Origin of the sequence: Marinobacter sp. ES-1 (assembly GCF_000475255.1) — a bacterium.
GTDB classification, from domain to species: domain Bacteria; phylum Pseudomonadota; class Gammaproteobacteria; order Pseudomonadales; family Oleiphilaceae; genus Marinobacter; species Marinobacter vinifirmus.
In genome coordinates this window covers 1-16,380 of the sequence record NZ_AXBV01000069.1, presented here as the reverse complement: position 1 = coordinate 16,380, position 16,380 = coordinate 1, and the positions used below count along the sequence as shown (strand labels likewise).

General features: G+C 59.4%; 12 protein-coding genes. 11 read left to right on the top strand and 1 reads right to left on the bottom strand.

All coding sequences use genetic code 11. The annotated features are described in order from the left end of the window. Positions 1-284: 284 nt before the first annotated feature. The 11 genes from pilB (at position 285) to Q668_RS12905 (ending at position 13,535) form a co-directional block, all read left to right on the top strand. Positions 285-1,997, top strand: coding sequence for a type IV-A pilus assembly ATPase PilB (gene pilB / locus Q668_RS12955; RefSeq protein ID WP_022990041.1), 1,713 nt, complete (start codon positions 285-287; stop codon positions 1,995-1,997). Positions 1,998-1,999: 2 nt separating this feature from the next. Then, on the top strand, positions 2,000-3,220 hold the full coding sequence (locus tag Q668_RS12950) for a type II secretion system F family protein (RefSeq protein ID WP_022990040.1): 1,221 nt from the start codon (positions 2,000-2,002) through the stop codon (positions 3,218-3,220). 72 nt (positions 3,221-3,292) lie between these two features. Then, a complete protein-coding gene (locus tag Q668_RS12945) occupies positions 3,293-4,168 on the top strand; it encodes a prepilin peptidase (RefSeq protein WP_022990039.1) in 876 nt (291 codons plus the stop codon). Positions 4,169-4,171: 3 nt separating this feature from the next. Continuing rightward, complete coding sequence (gene coaE, locus Q668_RS12940) at positions 4,172-4,801, top strand: dephospho-CoA kinase (protein WP_036219971.1); 630 nt, start codon at positions 4,172-4,174, stop codon at positions 4,799-4,801. Beyond that, positions 4,764-5,888, top strand: coding sequence for a hypothetical protein (locus Q668_RS12935; RefSeq protein ID WP_022990037.1), 1,125 nt, complete (start codon positions 4,764-4,766; stop codon positions 5,886-5,888). Before coaE ends, Q668_RS12935 begins: the two co-directional genes overlap by 38 nt. Further along, the gene (tsaA, locus tag Q668_RS12930) at positions 5,881-6,630 is read left to right on the top strand and encodes a tRNA (N6-threonylcarbamoyladenosine(37)-N6)-methyltransferase TrmO (RefSeq protein ID WP_022990036.1); all 750 of its coding nucleotides are present in this window, start codon (positions 5,881-5,883) and stop codon (positions 6,628-6,630) included. Before Q668_RS12935 ends, tsaA begins: the two co-directional genes overlap by 8 nt. A gap of 44 nt (positions 6,631-6,674) precedes the next feature. Continuing rightward, complete coding sequence (locus Q668_RS12925; protein WP_022990035.1) at positions 6,675-8,753, top strand: response regulator; 2,079 nt, start codon at positions 6,675-6,677, stop codon at positions 8,751-8,753. Between the two features lie 125 nt (positions 8,754-8,878). Next, positions 8,879-9,439 carry a YfaZ family outer membrane protein gene (locus Q668_RS12920; RefSeq protein ID WP_022990034.1) on the top strand — a complete coding sequence of 187 codons (561 nt, stop codon included), beginning with the start codon at positions 8,879-8,881 and terminating at the stop codon, positions 9,437-9,439. Positions 9,440-9,556: 117 nt separating this feature from the next. Next, complete coding sequence (locus Q668_RS12915; protein ID WP_022990033.1) at positions 9,557-11,746, top strand: hypothetical protein; 2,190 nt, start codon at positions 9,557-9,559, stop codon at positions 11,744-11,746. A 61-nt stretch (positions 11,747-11,807) separates the two neighbouring features. Then, on the top strand, positions 11,808-12,626 hold the full coding sequence (locus tag Q668_RS12910) for a glucosaminidase domain-containing protein (RefSeq protein ID WP_036219970.1): 819 nt from the start codon (positions 11,808-11,810) through the stop codon (positions 12,624-12,626). 12 nt (positions 12,627-12,638) lie between these two features. Beyond that, positions 12,639-13,535 (top strand): acyltransferase, encoded by an 897-nt coding sequence (locus Q668_RS12905; RefSeq protein ID WP_022990031.1) that lies wholly within the window; start codon positions 12,639-12,641, stop codon positions 13,533-13,535. Here the strand turns inward: Q668_RS12905 and Q668_RS12900 are convergent, their stop codons facing one another. Beyond that, a complete protein-coding gene (locus Q668_RS12900) occupies positions 13,536-16,226 on the bottom strand; it encodes a LuxR C-terminal-related transcriptional regulator (protein ID WP_022990030.1) in 2,691 nt (896 codons plus the stop codon). Positions 16,227-16,380: the final 154 nt, after the last annotated feature.

Genomic DNA, 16,380 nt, shown 5'->3' with positions numbered 1-16,380 from the left:
ACTTTATTTCGAATTAGTAAAAATCAGAGTTCATACAGTGACTTAAATCAAGAAACGCCATTCAACGCCCTCTCATGGCAAAAAACGTGTGCCGCCCACCGTCCACAGGTGACAATTTTTGTCACCCAGATAATGACAATCCCAGACGCGCCGCTTTTCCCTACACGCCCTTAAGAAAGATCAAACCTGAGACACACCCCGCTTTCCAAAGCGGTACCATCCATCTAAACTCTGGTTCATAAATCCGAGATTCAGCCACTTATAAGACTTTCCTCAGAGCATTTATGGCGAGCAGCAACCGAAACGTGACGCTGACGGGTCTGGCCCGTCGATTCGTGGAAGACGGGCTTCTGGACGAAGGCGTGGCTAAGGATGCCTTTCTTCAGGCCTCCAAGAACCGCATTCCGCTGATCACCTACCTCACCCAGAACGACTTGGCCGACAGCCGCAGGCTGGCGTTTTCTGCCGCCATGGAGTTTGGTGTATCGGTGCTGGACCTGGACGCCTTTGCCCCGGAAATGCTGCCGGAGAAAACGGTCGACGAGAAGCTCATCCGTAAGCACAACGCCCTGCCACTTTATAAGCGTGGCAACCGATTGTTTGTGGCCATTTCAGACCCGACTAACCTGCAGGCGCTGGACGAAATCAAGTTCAACACCGGCTTGAGCACCGACTCGATTCTTGTGGACGACGCCAAGCTCCGCGCCGCCATCGACAAGTACCTGGAAAGCCACGACTCCACCATGGGCGACCTGGAAGACGCCGATCTGGAAGGGGTGGAGACGGAAGCTGGCGACCAGGAAGACGAAAAGGCCGTCACCGCCGAGGTGGATGACGCGCCCATCGTGAAGTATGTGAACAAAATGCTTCTGGATGCCATTCGTGGCGGCGCATCGGATGTGCACTTTGAACCTTACGAGAAATCGTACCGGGTACGCTACCGGACTGATGGTATTCTGAAAGAGATTTCCCGCCCATCTATCAAGCTGGCGCCCAAGATTTCTGCCCGGGTGAAGATTATGGCGCAGCTGGATATTTCCGAGCGCCGGGTACCCCAAGATGGCCGGATCAAGATGAAGCTGTCCAAAACCAAGGCCATCGATTTCCGGGTGAATACCCTGCCCACCCTGTGGGGCGAGAAGATTGTGCTTCGAATTCTGGACCCGAGCCAGGCCAAGCTCGGCATTGATGTACTGGGTTATGAGGAAGACCAGAAGCAACTGTACCTGGACGCACTGGAACAGCCGCAGGGGATGATCCTAGTTACCGGGCCGACCGGTTCTGGTAAAACGGTTTCCCTGTATACCGGCCTGAACATTCTGAACACCACCGAACGCAACATCTCCACAGCGGAAGACCCGGCGGAGATTAACCTGGAAGGCATCAACCAGGTTAACGTGAACAACAAAGTGGGGCTAGGCTTTGCCGAGGCACTTCGAGCCTTCCTGCGGCAAGATCCGGACGTGATCATGGTGGGCGAGATCCGGGACCTAGAAACCGCCAACATTGCCATCAAAGCGGCCCAAACCGGCCACCTTGTACTGTCCACCCTGCACACCAACAGCGCGGCTGAAACCCTTACCCGGATGATGAACATGGGGGTGCCCGCGTTCAACATTGCCACCTCAGTAAGCCTGATTATTGCCCAGCGCCTGGGTCGGCGGCTGTGTAATGGCTGTAAACAGCCTGCGGATATTCCGGCGGATGTGCTTTTGCAGGAAGGGTTCACACAAGAACAAATTGATACAGGCTTCACGTTGTACCGCCCCAAGGGCTGTGATAAATGCAATGGGGGATACAAAGGCCGCGTTGGTATTTACGAGGTGGTCAAAATTACAGACGAGCTGGCGAACATGATTATGGAAGAAGCCAGTTCCATAAAAATAGCAAAGCAGGCTCAGGCGGAAGGCTTCCGCACACTACGGCAGTCCGCCCTTCTGAAGGTAATTCAGGGGGTGACCAGCCTTGAGGAAGCCAACCGCGTGACGAAGGATTAAGCATGGCAGAAAAAGCGCAAAGGCTCGAATCGTACGTTTGGGAAGGTAAAGACCGGAAGGGCAATAAAACCAAGGGCGAGATCATGGGCTCTAACCTTGCCCTGGTGAAAGCCCAGTTGCGCAAGCAGGGGGTGATTCCGGACAAGGTCAAGAAAAAGCCCAAGCCGTTGTTCGGCGGCAGTAAGAAGATTACGCCGTTCGACATTGCCATGCTTACTCGCCAGCTGGCCACCATGATGAAGGCCGGTGTGCCACTGGTGCAGAGCTTTGACATCGTGGCCGATGGCCTTGAGAACAAGGGGCTGCAGGAACTTGTGGTTAGCATCCGGAATGATATTTCTTCCGGTTCCGGTTTTGCTGCATCTTTGCGCAAACATCCGAAGCACTTTGATGATCTGTACTGCAACCTGGTGGAATCCGGTGAGAAGGCCGGTGCACTTGAGGCCATGCTAGACCGGATTGCAACCTATCTTGAGAAGACTGAGCTGCTCAAGAAGAAGGTCAAGAAAGCCATGACCTACCCCATCGCCGTTATTGTGGTGGCAATTGTGGTTACCGCAATTCTGCTGGTGAAGGTAGTGCCGCAGTTTGAGGCCCTGTTCAGTGGTTTTGGAGCGGAACTGCCAGTGTTTACGCAGATGGTGGTTCGGCTATCAGAATGGATGCAGAGTTGGTGGTTTGTTGTGCTATTGGGCATTGTGGGCACCATCTTCGTATTCAAGGAATCCAAGCGCCGCTCCCAGAAGTTTTCAGATATTGTCGACAAATACGTGCTGAAACTGCCGATTGTCGGCGAAATTCTTGACAAATCCGCCGTCGCCAAGTTCGGCCGTGTTCTTTCCACCACCTTCGCCGCCGGTGTACCCCTGGTGGACGCCCTGGATTCCGTAGCCGGCGCCACCGGTAACGCGGTTTACCGGGATGCCATCCAGCGCATCAAAAACGATGTCTCCAGCGGCACCCAGCTACAAGCTTCCATGCGCCAGCAGGACATCTTCCCGGTAATGGCAGTGCAGCTAACGGCCATTGGCGAGGAATCCGGCAACTTGGACGAGATGCTGCAGAAAGTGGCTGAACACTATGAGGCCGTGGTGGACGACATGGTAGACAACCTGACTGCGCTGATGGAGCCCATGATCATGGCGGTTCTGGGTGTGCTGGTCGGCGGCTTGATCATTGCCATGTACCTGCCAATCTTCCAGATGGGCCAGGTGGTTGGCTAACCACCGGCCCGTTCCTGCTCCCCGCCTCTTCGGGGAGCAGGCATTCTCCCAACATTTCCAATGAGTTCCTGAATGCCCTCTCTAGACGTATTCCTCAACACCCCCTGGCTCCTCTACCTAACCGTAACCCTCGTCTCCCTCTGCATCGGCAGCTTCCTGAACGTGGTGATCCTGCGCCTGCCCAAAATGATGCACCAGGACTGGCGTTGCCAGTGCGAGGAATTCCTGGAGGTTCCGGAGGCCAAGCGCAAGAAAGAAGAAACCATCACCCTCTCCAAGCCTGCCTCTACCTGCCCTTCCTGCGGCCACAAGATTCGGGCCTGGGAGAATGTTCCGGTTGTGAGTTGGCTGTTCCTTGGCGGCAAATGCTCTTCCTGCAAAACCCGGATTTCGTTGCGTTATCCGTTGGTTGAGGCAGTTACAGCAGCATTTTCGGTGGTTACGGTGTTTGTGCTGGGGCCGACCGATGCCGCGCTTTGGGCGTTGTTGCTGGTATGGGCGCTGGTGGCGTTGACGGTGATTGATTTCGATACCCAGTTGCTGCCAGACAGCATCACCCTGCCGCTGATGTGGCTGGGCCTGGTGCTGAATTATTTTGGCGTGCTGACGGATTTTGAGAGTGCCTTCTGGGGTGCCGTGGCGGGGTATTTGTCGCTTTGGTCGGTGTACTGGCTGTTCAAGCTGGCCACCGGTAAGGAAGGCATGGGCCACGGGGATTTCAAGTTGCTGGCGGCGCTTGGGGCCTGGCTGGGATGGCAGTTGTTGCCGGCAGTGATTTTGTTGTCGTCCCTGGTGGGGGCTGTGGTTGGTATTGCGCTGATGGTATTCAAGAAGCACGGGCGTGAGGTGCCGATTCCGTTTGGGCCTTATTTGGCGGCGGCTGGGTTACTTGGATTGTGGTTTGGGGCGGAAATTCAGGGCTTCTGGTTTGGGTTTTTGGGAGTTTGATGCGTGAGGATTATTGGCTTAACAGGCGGTATCGGCTCCGGAAAATCTACCGTGGCACGGCTATTTGGCGAACTGGGCGTGCACTGGGTGGATGCCGATAATGTGGCCCGTGAAGTTGTGGAACCGGGGCAGCCGGCATTGGCGCAAATTGCGGAGCATTTCGGTGCTGAGGTGTTACAGGCAGATGGTTCTTTAGACCGCGCCTGGTTGCGGCAGCGGGTGTTTGCAGAGCCTGCGGAGCGGGAGTGGCTGGAACAGTTGTTGCACCCGGTGATTAGGGAGGAGCTGGTTCGCCAGCTGCATAACCCTCCCAGCCTTTCGGCTAAGGGCAACTCCGGCGATTATCCGTTACCTTATGTTCTGCTGGTATCTCCCCTGCTTCTGGAAACCAATCAACATCAGCTGGTTGAGCAGTTGATTGTGGTGGATGTGCCGGAGGAGGTGCAGCTGGAGCGCACTATGGCGCGGGACGCCAATACCCGGGAACAGGTGGAGCGGATTATGGCGGCGCAACTGGGCCGGGACGAGCGGCGGGCGCGGGCAAGCGCTATTATTGATAATAACCGCCCGCTGGATAACGTGGAGCTTCAGGTTTGTGAGCTGCATAACCGTTTGCTGGCTGAATTCAGTTAAGGAGCTTCGGCTGCGTTACACCTCTTTTTTTGTCTCGTTCCTGGCCTTCGGCGCGGTTCTGGCACCCACAGCCCGTGGCGGCGAGCCGGTGTTCAATATGCAAGCGGCGCCGGTGTCCGAAGTGCTGTCGCCCTATCGCCTGCCGGCGTCTTTCTATACCTTTGATCCCGATGAATACTGGGCGGAGCCGGAGGATTCCTGGTGGCTGGATTTCAGCAACTGGGTGATTCGCCAGGAACGCCGGCACGGGGTTAACGTGCAATCCATGGGCGCCTGGGCAGACCAGACCCTGTCTGGCTCCAGTCATGTTCTGCCCAACAACGAAAGCTACCTTCGCCTGGGCTTCGCGGCAGAATCGGAATACAGCAACCTGGCCAGTTTCGAGCCGGAAGCCCGGTTCCGGCTGGATGTACCCACGGCCGAGGAAAGGCTGCGGCTGGTGGTGGAGAGCGAAAGCGAGGAACTGATCCCCCTGGCCGAGCGGGAGCGAGACCGCACTTTAACCGAGCCCGAGCGTACCGAAACCGAAACCACCGGTGCCCTGCGCTACCTGACCCAGGTGGGCGATGCCATCAACCTGTCCACGGATATCGGCGGCCGGCTGCGGCTGCCCCCGGAAGCCTTCTGGCGCACGACCGCCAGCAAGGGCTGGCGAATCGATGAAGACTGGGCATTCAACCTTAAACAACGGGTTTACTACTATCACACCGAAGGCTGGGGCGCCCGCTCCTGGATGGGCTGGGACCGGCCGGTGAATAATGGCTGGCATTTTTTTGCGTCGTCAGAACTTGAGTGGATTCACGATGAACGCCGGTTCGATGCGGCGCAGATTTTCAGTGTGCGCAAGCGCCTGAATAACCGGTCGGTGGTTACGCCCCGCATTGGTGTTCTAGGCGAGAGCCAGCCGTCCTGGCGCACTACGTCCTACTTTGCGGATTTCACCTGGCGTTATCGCATGTACGAAGACTGGCTGTTCGCCGAGGTGGTGCCGGCCCTGGAGTCCCCCCGGGAAGACAGCTTCCAGGACCGGGCCTCGGTGGTATTGCGTATCGAAATGTATTTTTCCGGAACCATCAGCCGTGACTAGACCCCGCCACAAAAGCAAACCGGCCGCGGAAGCCCTAACCCTTACCCCCATTGCCTACACCCGCTCCTGTTTTCAGGACAAGTTCGGGGTGCCGCGCCAGCCGGGGCTCACCAAAAATGCCCACGCCAGTTTGGTGATTGAACCGCCGTTCGACCGGGAAGACGCCTTCCGTGGCCTGGAATCCGCCAGCCACCTGTGGCTGGTGTTCCAGTTCCACGAGGCGGTGCGGGCGGAATGGCGGCCTGTGGTGCGCCCGCCCAGATTAGGCGGCAACAAGAAGATGGGCGTGTTCGCCAGCCGCTCGCCGTTCCGGCCTAACAGTCTGGGTTTGTCGGTGGTAAAAAATGAGGGTTTGGACAGGCACAACGGTCGGCTGGTGCTGAAGATCAGCGATCATGACCTGATTGAAGGCACGCCCATCCTGGATATCAAACCCTACCTGCCGTTTGCCGATGCGCTTCCGGAGGCCTCCCTGGGCTGGGCCGAGGAAGAGCCGCTGCAGCGGCTGCCGGTTGCCTTCACCCCGGAAGCGGAATCACAACTGGCTGCCCTGCCCCCGGCCGAGTACCCGGATTTGCGCGGGCTGATTGAAGATGTGGTGAGTTACGACCCCCGCCCTTCGTTCCGCCGGGGCCGGGACGAGGAGCGCATTTACGGCGTGCACCTTTACAACCTGAACGTTCGTTTTCGTTTTGTAAACGAGGGCACTGCGGCAGGTGTGGAAGTGGTATCGGTCTGCTAAACTGCCGCTGGTGATTTTGTAGTCGACACAGGGAACTTGTGCCTTTGCCTTCCAAGCGGTTATTCAAGCGTTTAGGTGTTCGCCCACTGGCCTTGCGGCTGCTGGCCTGGGTACTTTTGTACAGCGTGGTGCTGTCGCTGGTAGCCACCGGCGCACAGATGTATGGCGAGCTGGCCAAGGTGTCTTCGTTCCAGCAGTTCTATGACGAGGTGCTGGGCCAGGCACTGCACAACCTCTGGTTCCAGTCGATTGTGGTGATGCTGGGCACCCTGGGCATGCTGCTGATTGTGCGCGTTACCCTGTTCCGGCACCTGGAAACCATGGCGGATTACGCCGCCAGGCTGAACCTGGATGCCCTGGTAGACCCCCTGAAGCTGCGCCGTAAGGCCCCCAAGCGCCCGGATGAGCTGTCAGAGCTGGAGCAGGCCCTGAACCGCATGCGCCTGCAAATCCTGGAAGACACCCGCTCCCTGCGCCAGGACTCCCTTAAATCCCGGGACGAGCGCGACCAAGCCATTCGTGCCAACCACGCCAAGAACCAGTTCCTCGCCAACGTCAGCCACGAACTGCGCATTCCCCTGCAATCCGTACTCGGTTACGCCAACCTGCTGACCGACACCCCGCTGGACCAGGAACAGCGGGAGTATGTGAGCACCTTGCTGGGCGCGTCGGAAAACCTCTCCGCCATCATTAACGACCTGCTGGACATCTCTGCCATGGAAGCCGGCAAGATGGAGCTGGAAGCCATTCCGTTCGACCTGCGGGAAACCCTGAACGACCTCATCCACATGCTCGGTGGCCGGGCCAGGGAGAAAGGCCTGGCCCTGGAAGTGCGGGTGGATGAGAACCTGCCCTGGGCGCTGGTGGGCGACCCGGTGCGCATTCGCCAGCTGATGCTGAACCTGTTGTCCAACGCCATCAAGTTTACCGATTCCGGCCATGTGCTGATCAGCATTGAAGTGCTGGGCCGCCGGGGCGATAAGGTGCGCCTGCGGCTGGCCGTGGAAGACACCGGCGTGGGCATTAACCCGGAGGATGTTCCGCTGGTTTATGAGCCCTATGTGCAGCTGGGCCAGCAGTTCCAGCGGCAGACACCGGGGGCCGGGCTGGGGCTGACCATCTGCCGCCAGCTGATCGGGCTGATGGGCGGCTCGCTGGACCTGGAAAGCCGGCCCGGTGAAGGTTCCACCTTCTGGGCAGAAGTCAGCCTGCCGGAAGCGGCCGACAGCACCGCTCGGGTGCGGCCGGATTCCCGCAAGGTGAATCACAAGCGTATCCTGGTGGCCGACTCCTACGAGTTGTCCCGCAAAATTACCCTGGAAATGCTGTCCCGCCACGAGGTTCACATTGAAGCGGTACGCTCGGCGGGCGAGGCGCTCACCTACCTGCGCCAGGCCTTTGATGCAGGCACACCTTACGATGCGATTATCCTGGATGGCTTTGTGCCGGATATGGACAGCGACTTGCTGTGCCGGCAGATTCGCGGCAACCCGCAGTGGCAGGATATGCGCCTGCTGATTCTCTCTTCCAACCCCCAGCGGGGCGATGCCGAACATTTCCGCCAGGCCGGAGCCGATGCGTTTCTGAGCAAATCGCTGCGGGAGTCTTACCTGATTCCGATTCTGAACCAGCTATTTGTGGATGCAGAGCAGCAGGAAAGGCGGTTCCTGACCCGTTTTTCCCTGCAGTCCCTTAACCACACCGGCTCGATCCGCAAGGAACTGGCCTGCGGCTGCATGCAGGTGCTGCTGGTGGAAGACAACCCGGTTAACCGCACCCTCACCCGCCGCCTGCTGGAGAAACTCGGCTGCCAGGTGATGACCGCCAACGATGGCGAAGCCGCGCCCTCCCTGTACCAGACCCACCAGTATGATGTGATCATGATGGACTGCGTGATGCCCCGGGTAGACGGTTTTGAAGCCACCCGCCGGCTGCGCCAGTGGGAGCGGGACAATCACAAACCTCGGGTACCGGTGGTGGCCCTGACCGCCAGCGCGATGGAAGAAGACGAGGAGAAGTGCCGGGCGGCGGGCATGGATTCCTTCGTAGCCAAGCCGGTGAACCTGGAGATGTTGCGGGCGGTGCTGGACCAGTATTGCCAGGCCGCGGCCAGCACGGACTAAGCTCGCGCCTCATAACCCCGCCCCGTAACCCCTTAACAGCGACTTACAGCCATTTAAGTTGTGGCGCCGCGCGCAGGTGTTTACCATTCCCTCCGAATTAAAATGAAAGCAACAAAGGTGTCATCATGAAGATTACCCGCATCTCTGCCCTCGCTTTGTCCCTGGCTGCCGCTCCGGTATTGGCCAGCGACCTGGACCTGAGCCTGACCAACGATTCCGTTAAGGGCCAGGTAAACTTCTTCGGCACCCAGGACGAACTGCAGCTGGGCGCTGGCTACACCTATCACGAAGGCAGCCGCCACATCGGCAACGTGGACTTCCACGCCCAGGGCCGCACCGCCCTTGGCAACCTGCCTACCACTGCCGGCATTGGCTTGCGCGGCATCGCCTGGGATGACGACCAGGTAGACGGCGGCGCTGTGGGCCTTGGTGGCTTTGCCACGGTAAACATCCCGGATGTACCGGGCCTGTCGGTTTCCGGCAGCCTGCACTACGCCCCGAGCATTCTGTCTTTCGGTGATTCCGACGACATGACCAGCGTAGAACTGCGCGGCAGCTACCGGGTTATCCGCAACGCAGAAGTGTTCGCCGGTTACCGCTACCTGAACACTGAACTGGATTTCCGCGGCTCTCCGGATATCAACCTGGACGAAGGCGTGATGGCCGGTATGAAGATCTTCTTCTGATACCCGCCTTGCGGCCGCCCGGTTTGATGCCGGGTGGCCGATTCGTGCCCGCTTTCACGCTCTCCCCTTTGTTTTGCTGCTAGGCTGTGCCGAGATACATTATCCGGATTGCCTTGCATGAAATGTCGCCTGATTCCTGCCCTAGCCCTGCCCTTTCTTCTGACCGCCTGCGGCGGTGGTGACAGTGCCATTGATGGCGCCCGCGAGATTCCCAACCGTTTTGGCAATACCGTCAACGCCCTGGACGACTTTAACCCCGGCAGCACCGGCGATTCCGGCAATACCGCCGGCCTGAAGGCCAACGAAGTGCGGATCACCATGGAAGTGCCCGCCTTTTATGCCCCGGATGCGGAACAAACCCGGCGCAACCTGAGAATCGTAACTCCGGACCAGGTGCAGGTGTACCGGAGTAACCAGGGCGGGCAGAACCTGGGCACCGTGCCCTACAGCACCAGCACCGGGGAAGACGGCCATGTGATTGTGTCCTTTCCTGACGGCCAGCCGATCGGCCCGGATGTGGTGATTGAAGCCCGCTATTCCGGCGGCGGCCAAACAATTGCGATGAAAGCCCTGGCGGCGGATTCGGACCGGGATGTGAAGGTGAATCCGTTCTCCCACTACCTGGTGCAAAACGGACTTGGCGGCTACTCCTCCACCGAGTTCCAGGCCGTGATGGACTGCGTGAACGACCGGGGCGGCGCGCTGTGCCTGAACAAGTATGTGTGGTCCAGCCTGGCCGACCAGGTGCACGATTTCGAGATCGATATTGCCGGCAACCTGAAGCTGGATGCCGCCATTGGCATGCTGGCCTCGCGTGCGGATTTTGCCGGCTATATCGACCAGATGGCGGACTATGCCCTGCTGGGCCCGAATGCGTCCGGCACCATCCGCGCCAGCTCTGCAGATTACAACTCGGTATTTCTGGGCCTGGAACTGGGCCCCACCTTCCGTGACGCCCGCTTCCCCGGTGCCGGCCAGTGGGGCGCTCGCACGGCACAGGAAGAAGACCTTGGCGGGGCATTTCTGTACCCGGCCCTGACCCTCACCTCCTTCGAGGCCTTCAACATCAACGTGACTTCACTGGCCACCGATATTCCCTATGACCGGAGCACCCTGGTTCACGGCTTTACCAACCCGGACGGCCACCAGTTCTCCCGGGAAACCGGCTGGACCCGAAACAGCCATTCCAGCTCACCGGGTGCGGCTACCCTCACACCGCCCTCAGAAGACGGCTCCGACCCTGCCCGCCTGCTGGCCGGCCGCGCCCTGTACCAGAGCATTACCGATGAACCGGGCAGTGCCAACAATGGCTGGACCCGCAATCCCTATTTTATGGATGCCTTCACCTCCGCCCCCGGCACAGAGAACCAAAGCCCGGACCGGGTACTGGGCAGCTACTTTACCGCCGGCAAGGCCATCGCCCTGGCGGACGCAGACGGCAAGCTGAAGCGCCAGCAAACCCTGGAAGAGCACTACCTCTCTGTGCTGGAGCTGCACCTGTTGCGCAGCGAAGACTTCAATATGGCCGGCATTACCGGAAGCGATTACAACCTGGTCTACCTGACTGCCCAGTTTGGCGGCAGCAACCCCATCACCTTCGAAATCGGCTATGGTGAGCTGGACGGCTCGGATGGGGCACTGACCACGAATAACGCGACCATCTACCGTGACAACACGGGGGCTGCGGGAGCAGGAGCGTCTTCCGCCGTGACCGACACCTGGAACATTGCCAACCGCCCCGCCCAGCTCAGTTCCGGCATTAAGAATATCGGCCGGCTGGCCCTGTGCCGCAGCTGTACCGAAAGCGAGCCGCCGCTGGGTCTTGGCGCCGCTACGCCCGATGGCTCCCTGCTGGCGTTCAATCTCGACGACACGGGACTTGGCGATGGCCTGGTGATCGCCGGCAAGACAACCACCCTGGCCGCCCCCATTGCCGGCGACTACCGGGTTCAGGGCACGATAATCGCGATGGACGCTGACCAGAACAGGTTGTATCAGGTGGCTGAAGGTACGCTCACACTGACCGATACGGGTGCAGACCTGAAAGCAACCAGCTACCGGGTTAGCCATACCATTACAGAGAACACCGTAGGCACTGCGGAAGAAGATGTGTTCAACCTCGGGTTCACCGTGACACCCGGCGGCAACGGCAGCATCCAACTGGCAGGAGGCGAGCTTGTTCTGAACGGCTTCTACACCGAATCCGGTGACCAGATTTTCCTCGTAGTTCAAGACAACACCGGCCCGGAATTACGCACCGGCCTGCTGATCGCGACACTCATTCCGGAATCAACGGCAGCTCAGTGAACAGGCGTAAGCCGTATAACCTGTTATAATTCCAGCCATATCGATTTTGGCGAGAGGTTTTATGACGTTAATTTCCCGGGCACTTTTGCTGTGTGCTCCCCTGGTGTTATTTGCGATTGCCGGTGCTTTGTATTCCCCCGCCCCCCCGGAAAGTGAAGACACCGACATTGCCCTGGGCTCCCTGCCCGAACTGCCTGAATGGACCGCCGACGGCCTGCCGGATTTTTCCCGGTACCGCGACACCACAGAACGAAAGGCGGCGTTTTTCTCGTTTCTTTACCCGCGCATTGAACTGGCCAACAACCGCATTCTGCTGGAGCGGGAATACCTGCAATCCCTGGCTGGTAAAGAGGAACTATCCGACGATGAACTGGAGTGGCTGGAACGGCAAGCGGACCGGCTGAGAGTCGAGGCAAAGAATGGCAGCCCCAAACAGTTTGCGGAACTCATGGAAAAGCTGGATGTGATTCCCCCGTCCCTGATTATGGCCCAGGCCGCCAATGAATCCGCCTGGGGCACTTCCCGCTTTGCCACCGAAGGCAACAACCTGTTCGGCCAGTGGTGCTTTACCCGCGGCTGCGGGCTGGTGCCCCTGAGCCGCCCGGAAGGGGCTAACCATGAGGTGGCAAAGTTTTCGTCACCTTATTATTCTGTGCGCTCTTACATCCAGAATCTTAACCGGCACCCTGCCTACCAGCAGCTTCGCTCGATACGCGCGGCCGCCCGGGCCGATGGCAAGGCGCTTTCCGGCATTGCCCTGGCACAAGGCCTGCTGAGCTATTCCGAAAGGGGCGAAGAATATATAAAAGAGATCCGCGCCATGATTCGCTACAACAACCTGGAATTCTACGACAAGCAATTCCAGGCTCAACTGGACTGACGAGACATTCCCATGCTGGACTTTTTGCCCGCCCCGCTGAAAGGGATCCTGGTGGTTTTGCTTATCCTGCTTAACACCCTGATTTTCTTCCCGTTTTTGCTTCTGTTCGCCATCATCAAACTGATTATTCCGGTGAAGGTGGTGCGTACCCTGTGCACACGGGTGGTGAACCTGATTGCCTGGTACTGGATTGGCTTCAACAACACCCTGGCCGATCTGTTCCACAAGATTGAGTGGGATATTCGCGGCGCCCGGGAGCTGAGCAAGAAGCACTGGTACTTCGTAACCTGCAACCACCAGAGCTGGACCGACATCACCGCCATACAGTACGCCCTGAACAGCAAGATTCCTTTGCTGAAGTTTTTCCTGAAAAAGGAGCTGATCTGGGTGCCGCTGCTGGGGGTGGCCTGGTGGGCGCTGGATTTCCCGTTCATGCACCGGCACACCAAGGAACAGATTGCCAGGCGGCCGGAGCTGAAGGGCAAGGATATCGAGGCCACTCGCAAGGCCTGCGAGAAGTTCCGCTACACTCCGGTGAGCATTTTCAACTTTATGGAAGGCACCCGCTTTACCCCGGAAAAGCACGCACGGCAGAACTCCCCCTACAAGAACCTGCTGAAACCGAAAGCCGGCGGCACCGCGTTTGTGTTCGGCGCCATGGGTGAGATGATCCACACCATGCTGGATGTGACCATTGTGTACCCGAACGGACGGCCCGGTATGTGGGATTACCTGAGCGGCCGGGTGCGCCGGATTATCATCGACATCCGCACCCGGGAAGTGCCGGAACGTTTTCTGGGCATGGATTACGAAGGCAACCGGGAGCTGCGGGCAGACTTCCAGCGCTGGGTGAGCGGGATCTGGGCGGAGAAGGACGCCCGCATCGAGGAACTGAAAGCGGGCGCCTGATTACAGGATGCCCAGTTCGCGAGCCCGGACAATGGCCTGGGTTCGCGATTTCACGTCCAGCTTGGCGTTGATCCGGCGGGCGTGGGTTTTCACCGTGTGCAAGGAGATGTGCAGCTTGTCTGCGATCTCTTGGTTAGACAGGCCCTGGGCGATCAGCTCCAGCACGCCCTGCTCCCGGTCGCTGATGGGTTCGGCCAGGGTCTCGCTGGGTGCCGGTGCACTGTTAATGCGGAACAGCCGGCCCAGGTCACGGGTGAAGGCACTTTCCGGCAATTGTCCGAAGCACTTTTCCATCAGTGGCGTGAGTTCGTTAACCAGCTCTGCAAATGGGCTGATAAAGCGCTCGCTGGCAGCCTGGCGAATCACCTGCTCCAGCTGTTTCCTGGCGGCCGGCAAGCCCTTCTCCTGTTGCAGCAGGACTGCACTCAGCAGGCCAACGTGCAGCCCCAGCCCCCAGGGCAAGGTATCGCCGTAACGGCCCAGAACGGCGTCCAGCCGCTCTCGGGCACGAACCAGGTCACCTCGGCCCATGTCCGCCCGAACCTGAAGGCAGTCCATCAGCCCCGGCATCATCGGGAACAATTCCGGCACGCAACCACCCTGTCGATACGGCTGAAGCTTTTCGATGGCCTGGGCGGCACTGTCTGTCTGGCCATGGGATAGCCAGCAGCTGGCCTTCAAGGCTTCCAGTACCGGCACGTACAGGGATTCATCCACCTGCCAGGCGTGCATGGCCCGCTCTGCCCGGCCAATCCACACAAAGGCATCTTCCAGGCGACCCTGGGCCTTACACATCAGTACCCTCAGGGCCATGGCCAGCAACAGGCCGAGGTCCCGGGTCTGTTCGGCATGGCGTGAGCAACTCACCAGCAGACGATCGGCTTCGTCCAGCCGGCCCTGATGCCACAGCACCAGCACCAGGTTCAGCTCCAGCCGGGTTTCGCCGATACGCGCCGGGCGGCTGAGTTCGTGCATGGCGGTGTCCAGGCCGGTTCTGAGCAACTGCTCGGCATGCCCGAGCGCGCCCTTACCGAGTTCAATACGGGCGTGGGCGTAAACCGCCAACGCTTCAGAACCGGAGTCTCCCGCTTCCCGGGCCAGCTTGGCCGCGGCGCGGTTGGCGTCCCGGGCTTCGTGGAATTTGCCGGCCGCACACAAGGCGCTGGCACGGACAATCTGGGTCACCAGCTGGGCCTGGGGTGATAAGCCTCCAGCGGCGAGCGCTTTGTCTGCCATGGCCAGGGCCGGCTGCACATAGCCTTCGCCACGCAGGATAAAGGCTTTCAGCGCGTAGATGCGGGCTTCCTGCTGTTCCCGGTCTTCCGGCGAGAAGCCTTCGAGCAACTGCCGGGCCTGGCGGAACTGTCCGCCAATGGCATGAACCCAGCTGTAGACAATGCGTAATCGCGCGCTGCGCTCCAGCAAGCCGGCCGGCAGGTGTTTGCGCAGGGTGAGCAGGGATGCTGTGTCCTGGCCCAGCAACAGGGCTTCGGTACCCTCAGAGGCAATGCGCACGACTTCTTCGGCATCTCCGGACAGCAGTGCGTACTTCAATGCCTCCGGAAACTGGTTGCGCTGCCCGAACCAGCGGCTGGCCAGCAGCATGCGAGTGTTGTAACCACCCAGTGCCCGTGTTTTCAGCCAGGCCTGAAGTAACGGATTCAGGCGATACCAGCGGCCCCGGCCGGATACCGGCTGCAGGGGCAAACCCTTTTCACAGGCCACGGACGGAAGCATACCCGAGTCGCCAACCGATGCCTGCAGCGCAATAAACAGTTCATCCGACACCCCGTCCAGCTCCGCCATCATGCGCAGCGAATTCATCTGGCCGGGTGCCATCTGCCCCAGCACCGAGCCTTTCAGGAAGCGTTCAACGGAGGGTGTTTCTTCCATCGGCCGGCGTTCCGGGCTGCGCAGCAACTCCCGCCGGTACAGGGCCAGCGGTGTGGGCCAGCCTTCGGTGAGGCTATACAGGTGATCAATGGCGACACTGGTAATCAGGCTGTCCGGCCGGGCGTCCCGGAAGTAGGCAAAGGTTTCCGAGCGGGTAAATGCCAGGCTCTCGCGGCCGACACATTGGTAACGGTTTTCCAGCTCAAGGGTGTGGCATTCGAACGGCAACGGCAGCCGGGAGGTAAAGGCTACCGACAGGTTGCCCGGCATATCGCAGACAAGCTGCTGTAGCAGCCCGCCCACCGCAGGATTGGTCAGGTGGTGCAGGTTATCCAGCACCAGGACATCCCGGCCTTGCTGCTCCAGGCGGCCCTTGGCCACCAGCATAACGGCCAGGTTGTCTTCAAACGTGCCGCCACCCTGATTCCCGGGATGAAGGGACTGGGGCAAATCCAGCGCCATGGCGATGAGGGATAATAAACGGGACGGCGCGTTGTCGCCGGCATTCAGGGTAACCCAGCGAATCCGGTCAAACTCACTGGCACCCTCGCTCAGGGCGCTGACCAGGCTGTGGGTTTTGCCGTAACCGCAGGGCGCCTCCAGCATTAACAGTGAGCGGGGCGCGAGGCTATCCAGAATCTGCCTGGAAAGCGCGGGGCGGGACTGGTGATCTTTGGGAATGGCCGGCAACTGAAGCCGGTGCTCCAGTAAATCCCGAACCAGCTCGCCATTTTGCAGGCTGGTATTGGCGCCCTGAAACTCGTCGTTGGCGGCGTTGCCTTCGTTAAAGGATTTCACTCACAGCCCCGATTACACCTTTAGTATTAGTGATTGGCCTCGAGAGTAAACCAAAGCAGGGTCTGGCTGCAAAAAATTGGCGGGGGCAGACAAAGTCTGTGACGATTTTCCATCGTCACAATGTGATAGCGATCAATCGAGTAGGAGGGGGAGT